The sequence below is a fragment of the Streptomyces sp. NPDC001941 genome (assembly GCF_040296945.1).
In the GTDB taxonomy this organism is placed as follows: Bacteria; Actinomycetota; Actinomycetes; order Streptomycetales; family Streptomycetaceae; genus Streptomyces.
Genome location: NZ_JBEOYE010000167.1, coordinates 1 through 11,639, shown reverse-complemented (window position 1 = coordinate 11,639; position 11,639 = coordinate 1). Strand labels below are relative to the sequence as shown.

Here is an 11,639-nt window from a genome sequence, read left to right as displayed (position 1 = left end):
AGGGCCCCGCGCCGCACCCGCACCCCGCGGTGCCCGCGCCCGCGGCCCCGCCGGCCGCGCCGCCCGTCCCGCCCCCGCCGTCCCGTGCGCCCGGCCGGATGCCCGTCGCCGAGTGGCTGCGGCTGCCGCGCCCCGAGGCCGCCCCCGGCGTCTGGCGGACCGGCCACCACGAGCGCCCCGAGGAGGAGCGGGAGGCGGTGCCGGGCCGCCAGCTGATCACCGGGGCCCTGGTCGCGTACCTCTGCGGCTGGCTCCTGTGGTCGCTGCTGTGGAACCAGTACCTGGAGGGCTGGTGGGTCTTCGTCAAGGGCTGGTGGCTGCTGCCCATGCTCTGGCTGGTCCCCGAGGAGTGGAAGAACGCCGCCAGCCCCGAGTTCGGGCTGTACGTCGCCGCGACCTACCTCTGGTACGCGCTGGTGCTCTCCCTGCTGGCCCACGGCTTCGGCCGGGTCGGCAACTGGCGTGAGGTCTGGCAGCGCTACGGCGTCCCCGTCTGGCCGCTGTTCGTGCTGCTGCCGGGCGTCTGGCGGGACATGCCCCGCACCGTGACCCTGCTCTCCTGGGCCTCCACCCTCTACTACGTGTGCCTGGTCGTCGCGGTCGTCGCGGCGCTGGGCCGGATCGGCACCTGGCCGGCCGTCCGCCGCCGCCTCGCCGGGCGCCGCGGCGCCGCCCCCGAGGGCACCGCGCCGCCCGCCCCCGGCGCCGACCCCGCCGAGTGGCCCGAGCTGCGCGACGCCGGACTCGCCGAGACCGCCGCCCAGCTGGCCGAGGCCACCCGCGCCGGAACCCTCTCGGACGTCGACTACACCCGCATCCGCCGGGCCTGGCACGGCGTACGGACCCGGCCCGAGCGGCTGCCCGCCTTCACCGACGCCGTGCGCGCCCACGGCCCGGCCGCCTGCGCCCACCCGTCCGGCGCCCGGGACCTGCCGGTGCGCACCGCCGCCCACGACGTGTCCACCGGCCAGGTCCGCATCGGCACCGCCGCCGACTCCCCCCGCAACCCCTACGCCCGGCGCACCACCGGGGTCGCCCTGGAGCCCGCGCTGCTGGGGACCTCGCTGGTGGCCGTGGGGCCCGCGGGGGCCGGGAAGACCGTGCGGCTGACCCGGCCCGTGGTGGAGGGCATGTGCCTGCAGGCGCTCGCCAACCGGGGCGCCGTCGTCGCCGTCACCGCCCGCGGCACCGCCCTCGCCCCGGACGACGCCTTCGACGTGGTCGTCCGGGTGGGGGAGGAGGACCCCGGCCACGACCTGGACCTGTACGGGGGCGCCGACGACCCCGACGAGGCCGCCCGGATGCTCGCCGAGGCGCTCGTGGGCGACCTGGGGGCCGACACCCGGCGGGCCGCCACCGTGCTGGCCCAGCTCATCGGCCCGCACCGGGCCGCCCACGGCCGCTTCCCCGCCGTGCCCGAGCTGCGCGAGCTGGTCGGCGGCGACCGGGCCGCGCTGGCCGCCCTGCGCCGGGCCGTCGCCGGCGCCCCGGCCCAGCTGCGCGAGCTGGACGCGCGGGCCCGCCAGGCCGAGCGCGCCGACGACCTCGGCCCGCTGCTCGCCGACCGCGTCGCCTTCCTGGACCGCCCCGCCTTCGCCCGCTCCTTCCGCACCGACGGCCCGCGCGGCCAGTTCTCCCTGCGCGCCGTCGAGCAGCCGCTGCGGGTCCGCGTCGACCTGCCCGAGCGCGGCCACGCCGAGGCCTCCCGGATCGTCGCCCGGCTGCTGCTCGCCCAGTTCACCGAGGCCGCCCTGGCCCGCGCCGACCGCTCGCTGTTCGCCTGCCTGGTCCTGGACGACGCCACCCACACCGTCACCGCCGACTCGGTGCGGGCCGTCCAGCGGCTGCGCTCCGCCAACGCCGGGGTGGTCCTGTCGCTGCGCACCCTGGAGGACGTCCCCGAGCCGCTGCGCGACCCGCTGCTCGGCGCCGTCGGCTGCCGGATGGCCTTCGCGGGCCTGGCCCCCTGGGACGGCGGCCGGTTCGCCCAGACCTGGGGCACCGAGTGGGTGCAGACCCGGGACGTCACCAACCGCCAGATCATCTCCGACGAGCCGCTCACCAAGGCCCTGCACTTCATGCGCCGCCTGGTCACCGGCAAGGCCGCCACCGCCGAGGCCGTCACCATCCGCCAGGTGGAGCGCGAGCGCTGGTCCGCCTCCGAGCTGGCGCACGCCGTCCCGGCCGGGCACGCGGTCCTCTCGCTGACCGACGTGCGCGGGGAGTACACGCCCCCGCTGCTGGTGGACCTGAGGACCTGAACCGCACACCCGTACGTCCTGGCAGAATCGAGGGGCGCCACCCGTACGGGACGGCGCAAAGCGCACCGCCCCCGACCGAAGGCCCTCCATGCCGCCCACGCTCGCCTCGCTCGTCCAGCACTCGGCGCTCAAGCTCGTCGTGCGCGCGGGCGCGGACCGGCTCGACACCCCGGTGCGCTGGGCCCACGTCAGCGAACTCGCCGACCCCGTCCCGTACATGGAGGGCGGCGAGCTGCTGCTCACCACCGCCATGACGCTGGACGCCGAGGACCCCGGCGCGATGCGGCGCTACGTGCGCCGGCTGGACGGCGCGGGCGTGGTCGGCCTCGGCTTCGCCGTCGGCGTCAGCCACGAGGAGGTCCCCGAGGCGCTCCTCGAAGCGGCCCGCGAGGAGGACTTCCCGCTCCTGGAGGTGCCCCGCCGCACCCCGTTCCTGGCCATCAGCAAGGCGGTCAGCGCCGCCATCGCCGCCGACCAGTACCGCGCGGTGACCGCGGGCTTCGAGGCCCAGCGCGAGCTCACCCGGGCCGCCCTCGCCGAGGGCCCCGACGCGGTCGTCGCCCGGCTCGCCGCCCACGTCGACGGCTGGGCCGCGCTCTACGACGCCTCCGGCGCCGTCGTCAGCGCCGCCCCCGAGTGGGCCGCCCGGCGCGCCGCCCGGCTCGCCGGGGCCGTGGAGCGGCTGCGCGAGCGCCCCGCCCCCGCCAGCGACGTGGTCAGCGGCTCCGACGACCGCGTGGAGCTGCAGTCGCTGGGCTCGGGCCGCCGGGTGCGCGGCGCCCTGGCCGTCGGCACCGGCTCCGCGCTGGGCACCGCCGAGCGCTACGCCGTGCACTCCGCCGTCGCCCTGCTCACCCTCACCACCGAGCGCTCCCGCTCGCTGCACGCCGCCGAGCAGCGGCTCGGCGCGGCCGTGCTGCGGATGCTGCTCGCCGGGCAGCCCGAGCACGCCCGCACGGTCGCCGGGGACCTGTACGGCGGGCTGCTCGACGCGCCCTTCCGGCTGCTGATCGCCGAACCGGCCGGGGCCGAGGCGGACGGCGACCCGGCGGCCGACCCGCTGTCCGCGCTCACCGACGCCCTGGACACCGCCGCCGTGCGTACCGGCGAGCCGGTCCTCGCCGTCCCCGACGGCGACGGCCGCCTGGTGGTCCTGGCCGCCGACGGGGGAGCGGTGGCCGCCGCCTGCGCGGGGTACGCCGAGCGGGAGGCGGAGGCCGCCGGGGTGGTCCTCGGCCTGTCCGCGCCGGCCGGCCCGACCGCCGCCGCGGTCGCCTTCAAGCAGGCCGAACAGGCCCTGTCGGTGGCCCGCCGCCGCGGTCGCCCGCTGGTCGAGCACGAGGAGCTGGCCGCCGGCTCGGTGCTGCCGCTGCTCGCGGACGACGCGGTGCGGGCGTTCGCCGAGGGGATGCTGCGCGCGCTGTACGAGCACGACGCGACCGGCCGCGGCGACCTGGTGGCCTCGCTGCGGGCCTGGCTCTCGCGGCACGGCCAGTGGGACGCGGCCGCCGCCGACCTGGGCGTGCACCGCCACACCCTGCGCTACCGGATGCGCCGGGTGGAGGAGATCCTGGGCCGCTCGCTGGACGACGCGGACGTGCGGATGGAGCTGTGGCTGGCCCTGAAGGCGACGACGGTCCCGCAGTAGGCGACCCCCGGCCGCCTCGCCGAGCGCGGACCCGGGGGCTCCGGTTCGTACGGGTACGCGCGGTCCCGGCCCCGTACGGCAACGACCCGCCTCCGCGACCCGTACCCCCGCCCCCCGCCGTACGACACAACGGCGCACCCCGCCCGCCCAGTACTCCACCGCGGACAAGCGACCGCTCCGCCCCCGCCACCTACGGTGGACCCGGACAGCACCCCAACGAACCACCCGCACGCGGAAGGGCCGGACATGACCTCCACGCACGCCTTCTGGCTCGCCGGCCGCCAGGCCACCGGCGAGACCTCCTTCGACGTCACCTCCCCCTGGGACGGCCGGCTCGTCGGCCGGGTCTCGATCCCGACCGAGGCCCAGGTCGAGGAGGCCGTGGCCGCCGCGCACGCGTCCGTCGAGGCCTTCTCCGCCACCCCGGCCCACGTCCGCGCCGCCGCCCTCGACCACGTGTCGCGCCGCCTGGCCGAGCGCACCGAGGAGATCGCCCAGCTGATCTCCGCCGAGAACGGCAAGCCGATCAAGTGGGCGCGCGGCGAGGTCGGCCGGGCCGTCTCCGTCTTCCGCTTCGCGGCCGAGGAGGCCCGCCGCTTCAACGGCGGCGAGGCCCAGCGCCTGGACACCGACGCGGGCGGCCAGGGCCGCCTGGCGCTCACCCGCCGCTTCCCCAAGGGCGTGGTCCTGGGCATCGCGCCGTTCAACTTCCCGCTGAACCTGTGCGCGCACAAGGTCGCCCCGGCCATCGCCGTCGGCGCCCCGATCATCCTCAAGCCGGCCCCGGCCACCCCGATCTCGGCGCTGCTCCTGGGCGAACTGCTCGCCGAGACCGAGCTGCCCGAGGGCTCCTGGTCGGTGCTGCCCGTCGAGAACGACAAGATGCCCGCGCTGGTCCAGGACGAGCGGCTGCCGGTCATCTCCTTCACCGGCTCCGACAAGGTCGGTTACGCGATCATGGACTCGGTGCCGCGCAAGCACTGCACCCTGGAGCTCGGCGGCAACGGCGCGGCCGTGGTCCTGGGCGACTGGGCGAGCGAGGAGGACCTGGACTGGGCGGCGACCCGGATCGCCACCTTCTCCAACTACCAGGGCGGCCAGTCCTGCATCGGCGTGCAGCGCGTGATCGCCGACGCCGCCGTCTACGACCGGCTGCTGCCGAAGATCGTCGCGGCCGTCGAGGCCCAGGTCACCGGTGACCCCTCGGACGCCAAGACCGACGTCGGCCCGCTGGTCAGCGAGGACGCGGCCAAGCGCGTGGAGTCCTGGGTGGACGAGGCCGTCGCCGCGGGCGCCACCCTGGTCACCGGCGGCTCGCGCGAGGGCGCCTCCTACGCCCCGACCGTGCTCACCGAGCTGCCCGCCGGCACCACGCTGGCCCGCGAGGAGGTCTTCGGACCGGTCCTCTCGGTGCAGAAGGTGGACGGCGAGGCCGCCGCGTTCGCCGCGGTCAACGACTCCAAGTACGGCCTGCAGACCGGTGTGTTCACGCACGACGTGCAGGCGGCCTTCCGCGCCCACCGGGCCCTGGAGGTCGGCGGCGTGGTCGTCGGCGACGTGCCCTCCTACCGCGCCGACCAGATGCCCTACGGCGGCGCCAAGGCGTCCGGCGTGGGCCGCGAGGGCGTGCGGTACGCCATGGACGACTACACCTACGAGCGCGTGCTCGTCCTGACGGGCCTGGCCCTGTAGGACCCGCGCCCACCAGGAAGACGGCCGGAGCCCGCTGTGCGGGGGCTCCGGCCGTCTTTCCGTATCGGGCGCCTTCGGGTACAAAACGGGGAGACGCAGCGATACGGATGAGTAGCACCGGTCGGTACTACCGCCGGCCGGCCGACACTTCCGCGGCGAGGTGAGCCCTCATGTCCGCACCAACGTCCAAGCCCAAGGTCACCGAACGCGAAGCCCGCCGGGTGGCCGAGGAAGCCCGCGAGCAGGACTGGCGCAAACCCAGCTTCGCCAAGGAGCTGTTCCTGGGCCGCTTCCGGCTCGACCTGATCCACCCGCACCCGCGGCCCGCCGACGACGACGCCCAGCGCGGCGAGGAGTTCCTCGCCAAGCTGCGCGACTTCTGCGAGACCAAGGTCGACGGCGCCCTGATCGAGCGCGAGGCCAGGATCCCCGACGAGGTGGTCAACGGCCTCAAGGAGCTCGGCGCGCTCGGCATGAAGATCGACACCAAGTACGGCGGGCTCGGCCTGACCCAGGTGTACTACAACAAGGCCCTGGCGCTGGCCGGTTCGGTCAGCCCCGCGATCGGCGCGCTGCTCTCGGCGCACCAGTCGATCGGGGTGCCGCAGCCGCTGAAGCTGTTCGGCACCCAGGAGCAGAAGGACGCGTTCCTGCCGCGGCTGGCCCGCACCGACATCTCGGCCTTCCTGCTGACCGAGCCGGACGTCGGCTCCGACCCGGCCCGGCTCGCCACCACCGCGGTGCCCGACGGCGACGACTACGTGCTCGACGGCGTGAAGCTCTGGACCACCAACGGCGTGGTCGCCGACCTGCTTGTGGTGATGGCCCGGGTGCCCCGCGGCGAGGGCCACCGGGGCGGCATCACCGCGTTCGTGGTCGAGGCGGGCTCCGAGGGCGTCACGGTGGAGCACCGCAACGCCTTCATGGGCCTGCGCGGCATCGAGAACGGCGTCACCCGCTTCCACCGGGTGCGGGTCCCCGCCGCCCACCGCATCGGCCCCGAGGGCGCGGGCCTGAAGATCGCCCTGACCACGCTCAACACCGGCCGCCTGTCGCTGCCCGCGCTCTGCGTGGGCGCCGGCAAGTGGTGCCTGAAGATCGCCCGCGAGTGGACGGCGGTGCGCGAGCAGTGGGGCCGCCCGGTGGCCCGGCACGAGGCGGTGGGCGCCAAGATCTCCTTCATCGCGGCCACCACCTTCGCCCTGGAGGCGGTCCTCGACCTGTCGTCGCAGATGGCCGACGAGGACCGCAACGACATCCGCATCGAGGCCGCCCTTGCCAAGCTGTACGGCTCCGAGATGGCCTGGCTGATCGCCGACGAGCTGGTCCAGATCCGCGGCGGCCGGGGCTACGAGACCGCCGACTCGCTGGCCGCCCGCGGCGAACGGGCCGTGCCCGCCGAGCAGATCCTGCGCGACCTGCGGATCAACCGGATCTTCGAGGGCTCCAGCGAGATCATGCGCCTGCTGATCGCGCGCGAGGCCGTCGACGCCCACCTGGCCGTCGCGGGCGACATCATCGACCCCGACAAGTCCCTGGGCGACAAGGCCAGGGCGGGCGCGCGGGCGGGCGGCTTCTACGCCCGCTGGCTGCCGAAGCTGGTCGCGGGACCGGGGCAGCGGCCCGGCGCCTACGCCGAGTTCGGGGAGCTGGCTCCGCACCTGCGGTACGTGGAGCGCTCGGCCCGCAAGCTGGCCAGGTCCACGTTCTACGGGATGTCCCGCTGGCAGGGCCGGATGGAGACCAAGCAGGGCTTCCTGGGCCGGATCGTGGACATCGGCGCCGAACTGTTCGCCATGAGCGCCGCCTGCGTACGGGCCGAACTGCTGGGCACGCCCGAGGCCCGCCAGCTGGCGCACGTGTTCTGCCGCCAGGCCCGGCTGCGCGCCGACGAGCTGTTCGGGCGTCTGTGGGCCAACACCGACGACCTGGACCGCAAGGTCGTCGAGGGCGTGCTCTCGGGCGCGTACCTGTGGCTGGAGGAGGGCATCGTCGACCCCAGCGGGGACGGCCCCTGGATCGCCGACGCGACCCCGGGCCCGCCCGCCGGCGACAACCTGCACCGGCCCATCCGCTGACGCCCGCGCCCCGCGGAACGCCCCGCGGGGCACCCCGTACCGCCCGGCACCGGCACGTCCGGTGCCGGGCACCCGGTGACAGGGCCGCGCCCGGGCGCCCATAATCGGGCCTCGATCAGGAAAGCGACCACGGACGGGACGTCAGGGATGCACGGGGCGGGGACACACGACCGGCGGGGCGGGCTGCGACGGGGGGCGGCGCTCGCCGTCACCGCGGCCCTGCTCGCGGCCGCGGCGGCCTGCGGGTCGGAGGGCGACGGCGGCGACAAGGGCGGCGACGGTCCCGCCGCGCGGACCGGCGCATCGAAGGCGGCGCCCTCGGCGCCGGCGGCCGACACCAAGGGGGCGCTCACCGGGGCGCGGCTGACGGCCGCCGCGTTCGGCGACGGCGAGAAGGTCGGCGCCTACACCGCCTCCGAGTTCGCGCTCGACGGCCCGCACAGCGACGCGTACACCGCGGACCGCGAGGTCTGCCAGCCGCTGGTCAGCCTCGCCGGGGACGTCGCCCCGGTGAAGCCCGCCGCCGAGGTCAACCGCCAGGTCGACGCGGCCGGCGGGGTGACCGGCACCAGCGTCGCCGTACAACTGCGCGCGTACGGCGGGGACGGCGCCCGGGCCGTCATGGCGAGCCTGGAGAAGGCGGGCCGGGACTGCGCGGGCGGCTTCGCCGAGCAGCGCGCGATCACCAGCGCCCCCTACCTCTCGGTGCAGACGCTGAAGGCCCCGGCGGGCGTGGGCGACGAGGCGCGCGCGTACCGCTTCACCATCCAGGACGTGAAGGACAAGGGCACCAGGCTGTACGAGTACCTGACCGTGGTGCGCTCCGGCACCACCACCCTCTCCTTCCGCGCCGAGGTCCTGGGCACCAAGGACATCGGCGGCGTCCCGCCCGAGGTCGTCACGGCCCAGTGGGAGAAGTTCCGCGCGGCGGTGGCGGACGGCGCGAAGGGCTCGGGCTGACCGACCCTCGTACGCGCACACAGGCGATGGGGCAACAATGGGGGGCATGACGGAAAGCCCAGCCCCCCTCGCCGACCCGCACATCGCCTTCGATCCGGGCGAAGGCCGCCGGGACGTCGTCGTCCTCGGCTCCACCGGGTCCATCGGCACCCAGGCCATCGACCTGGTGCTGCGCAATCCCGACCGCTTCCGGGTCACCGCGCTGTCCGCGGCGGGCGGCCGGGTCGGCCTGCTCGCCGAGCAGGCGCACCGGCTGCGCGTGCGCACGGTCGCGGTCGCCCGCGAGGACGTGGTGCCCGCGCTGCGCGAGGCGCTGGGCGCGCAGTACGGCACCGAGCCGCTGCCCGAGGTGCTGGCCGGGCCCGACGCGGCGACGCAGCTCGCCGCCTCCGCGTGTCACACCGTACTCAACGGCATCACCGGATCCATCGGCCTGGCGCCCACGCTGGCCGCCCTCGAAGCGGGCCGCACCCTGGCCCTGGCCAACAAGGAGTCGCTGATCGTCGGCGGCCCGCTGGTGAAGGCGCTGGCGGCGCCCGGGCAGATCATCCCGGTCGACTCCGAGCACGCCGCGCTGTTCCAGGCGCTGGCCGCGGGCACCCGTGCCGACGTGCGCAAGCTGGTGGTCACCGCCTCCGGCGGCCCCTTCCGCGGCCGGACCCGCGAGGAGCTGGCCGGCGTCACGCCCGAGGACGCGCTCGCGCACCCGACCTGGGCGATGGGCCCGGTGATCACGGTGAACAGCGCCACCCTGGTCAACAAGGGCCTGGAGGTCATCGAGGCGCACCTGCTCTACGACATCCCCTTCGACCGCATCGAGGTCGTCGTGCACCCGCAGTCGTACGTGCACTCGATGGTCGAGTTCACCGACGGCTCCACGCTCGCCCAGGCCACCCCGCCGGACATGCGCGGCCCGATCGCGATCGGCATCGGCTGGCCGGAGCGGGTGCCCGACGCGGCCCCGGCCTTCGACTGGACCAAGGCCTCCAGCTGGGAGTTCTTCCCGCTGGACACCGAGGCGTTCCCGTCGGTGGGGCTGGCCCGTCACGTGGGCGCCCTGGGCGGCACGGCACCGGCGGTCTTCAACGCGGCCAACGAGGAGTGCGTGGACGCCTTCCTCGCCGGACGGCTGCCGTTCAACGGAATCATGGATACGGTCACCTCGGTGGTCGCCGAACACGGCACCCCCGCCCCGGGAACCCGGCTCACCCTGCCGGACGTCCTGAATGCGGAGGCCTGGGCGCGTGCCCGGGCCCGGGAACTGGCTGCCAAGGCGACGGCGGAGGCTCGCGCATGACGATTGTCCTGACGGTGGTGGGAATCGCCGTCTTCGCCCTCGGGCTGCTCTTCTCGATCGCCTGGCACGAGCTCGGCCACCTCTCCACGGCCAAGCTCTTCGGGATCCGGGTGCCCCAGTACATGGTCGGCTTCGGCCCGACGATCTGGTCGCGCAAGAAGGGCGAGACCGAGTACGGGATCAAGGCCATCCCGGCCGGCGGCTACATCCGCATGATCGGGATGTTCCCGCCGGGCCCGGACGGCCGGATCGAGGCCCGCTCCACCTCCCCGTTCCGCGGCATGATCGAGGACGCCCGCGAGGCGGCCTTCGAGGAGCTGCAGCCGGGCGACGAGACGCGGCTGTTCTACACGCGCAAGCCGTGGAAGCGCGTGATCGTGATGTTCGCCGGGCCCTTCATGAACCTGGTGCTCGCGGTGGCGATCTTCCTGGGCGTCTCGATGACGTTCGGCGAGGCCACCCAGACCACCACCGTGGCGGGCGTCCAGCAGTGCGTGATCGAGCAGGGCAAGCAGCAGCGCGACAGGTGCCTGCCCAGCGACGCCAAGTCCCCCGCCCTGCGGGCCGGCCTCAAGGAGGGCGACAAGATCGTCGCCTTCGACGGCAAGCCGGTGAAGGACTGGCCGACCCTCTCGGACGCGATCCGGCGGACCATCGGCCCGGCCACCCTCACCGTCGAGCGGGCCGGACAGCAGGTGGTGCTGCACGCCGATCTGGTGGAGAACCAGGTGGTCAAGAAGGACTCCGACGGCAACGTCGTGGCGGGCCAGACCGTACCGGCCGGCTACCTGGGCTTCGCGGCGAAGACGGAGATCCTGCCGCTGTCCTTCGGGCAGTCCGTGGACCGCATGGGCCAGATGATGAAGAAGGGCGCCGAGTCCGTCGTCGCCCTGCCGGGGAAGATCCCCGGGCTGTGGGACGCGGCCTTCGGCGACGGCGAGCGCCAGGCGGACTCGCCGGTGGGCGTGGTGGGCGCCGCCCGGATCAGCGGCGAGGTGATGAACCTCGACGTGCCGACCAAGAACATCGTGGCGACGATGCTGATGGTGCTGGCCACCTTCAACCTCTCGCTGTTCCTGTTCAACATGCTGCCGCTGCTGCCGCTGGACGGCGGCCACATCGCGGGCGCCCTGTGGGAGTCGGTGCGGCGCGGCTTCGCCCGGCTGTTCCGCCGGCCCGACCCGGGCCCGTTCGACGTGGCGAAGCTGATGCCGGTCGCCTACGTGGTGGCGGGGATCTTCATCTGCTTCACGCTGCTGGTGCTCGTCGCGGACATCGTGAACCCCGTCAAGATCACTTAGCCGGGCCGCTGCGGCACCGGGAGTTCCCGCCCCGTTGCGGGAACCGAAAGCCCCTGGACACGCGTGGTGTCCAGGGGCTCACCTTCGGGTGGTTTCGGCCCACGCGATGTCGGGCGACCCCGGCCGGTGCCGTAATCTCGGACCCTGGAGCCCGCCGATCTCGGGACCTAGATAAACACTTGGGGTTGCACAGCAGATGACTGCGATTTCACTGGGAATGCCGTCCGTACCTACCAGGCTGGCCGAGCGCCGCAAGAGCCGGCAGATCCAGGTCGGCACCGTGGCGGTCGGCGGCGACGCGCCCATTTCGGTGCAGTCGATGACCACGACCCGTACGTCGGACATCGGCGCGACGCTGCAGCAGATCGCCGAGCTGACCGCGTCGGGCTGCCAGATCGTGCG

General features: G+C 74.8%; 8 protein-coding genes. All 8 read left to right on the top strand.

The window, feature by feature from the left end:
* Positions 1-98: 98 nt before the first annotated feature.
* Entirely contained in the window at positions 99-2,261 is a 2,163-nt protein-coding gene (locus tag ABT160_RS45100; RefSeq protein WP_351655724.1) for a type IV secretory system conjugative DNA transfer family protein, read from the top strand.
* 88 nt (positions 2,262-2,349) lie between these two features.
* On the top strand, positions 2,350-3,909 hold the full coding sequence (locus tag ABT160_RS45095) for a PucR family transcriptional regulator (RefSeq protein WP_351655721.1): 1,560 nt from the start codon (positions 2,350-2,352) through the stop codon (positions 3,907-3,909).
* A 246-nt stretch (positions 3,910-4,155) separates the two neighbouring features.
* On the top strand, positions 4,156-5,601 hold the full coding sequence (locus tag ABT160_RS45090) for an aldehyde dehydrogenase family protein (protein ID WP_351655718.1): 1,446 nt from the start codon (positions 4,156-4,158) through the stop codon (positions 5,599-5,601).
* Between the two features lie 170 nt (positions 5,602-5,771).
* Positions 5,772-7,679, top strand: a complete 1,908-nt coding sequence (locus tag ABT160_RS45085) for an acyl-CoA dehydrogenase family protein (RefSeq protein WP_351655715.1) — start codon at positions 5,772-5,774, stop codon at positions 7,677-7,679.
* Between the two features lie 147 nt (positions 7,680-7,826).
* Positions 7,827-8,639: a hypothetical protein gene (locus ABT160_RS45080; protein WP_351655712.1), complete on the top strand. Its 813-nt coding sequence runs from the start codon at positions 7,827-7,829 to the stop codon at positions 8,637-8,639.
* A gap of 46 nt (positions 8,640-8,685) precedes the next feature.
* Positions 8,686-9,936 (top strand): 1-deoxy-D-xylulose-5-phosphate reductoisomerase, encoded by a 1,251-nt coding sequence (gene dxr / locus ABT160_RS45075; protein WP_351655709.1) that lies wholly within the window; start codon positions 8,686-8,688, stop codon positions 9,934-9,936.
* Positions 9,933-11,237 (top strand): M50 family metallopeptidase, encoded by a 1,305-nt coding sequence (locus ABT160_RS45070; protein WP_351655706.1) that lies wholly within the window; start codon positions 9,933-9,935, stop codon positions 11,235-11,237. The genes dxr and ABT160_RS45070 overlap by 4 nt, the downstream gene beginning before the upstream one ends.
* 196 nt (positions 11,238-11,433) lie before the next feature.
* Positions 11,434-11,639, top strand: a 206-nt coding sequence (locus tag ABT160_RS45065; RefSeq protein ID WP_351655703.1) for a flavodoxin-dependent (E)-4-hydroxy-3-methylbut-2-enyl-diphosphate synthase, incomplete at its 3' end; no start/stop codon positions are given.

What these genes read in the sequence shown, in the direction of transcription:
- ABT160_RS45085 (WP_351655715.1), top strand. Translation starts at nt 5,772, where the DNA reads ATGTCCGCACCAACGTCCAAGCCCAAGGTCACCGAACGCGAAGCCCGC.
- ABT160_RS45080 (WP_351655712.1), top strand. Translation starts at nt 7,827, where the DNA reads ATGCACGGGGCGGGGACACACGACCGGCGGGGCGGGCTGCGACGGGGG.
- ABT160_RS45100 (WP_351655724.1), top strand. Translation starts at nt 99, where the DNA reads ATGCCCGTCGCCGAGTGGCTGCGGCTGCCGCGCCCCGAGGCCGCCCCC.
- dxr (WP_351655709.1), top strand. Translation starts at nt 8,686, where the DNA reads ATGACGGAAAGCCCAGCCCCCCTCGCCGACCCGCACATCGCCTTCGAT.
- ABT160_RS45090 (WP_351655718.1), top strand. Translation starts at nt 4,156, where the DNA reads ATGACCTCCACGCACGCCTTCTGGCTCGCCGGCCGCCAGGCCACCGGC.
- ABT160_RS45070 (WP_351655706.1), top strand. Translation starts at nt 9,933, where the DNA reads ATGACGATTGTCCTGACGGTGGTGGGAATCGCCGTCTTCGCCCTCGGG.
- ABT160_RS45095 (WP_351655721.1), top strand. Translation starts at nt 2,350, where the DNA reads ATGCCGCCCACGCTCGCCTCGCTCGTCCAGCACTCGGCGCTCAAGCTC.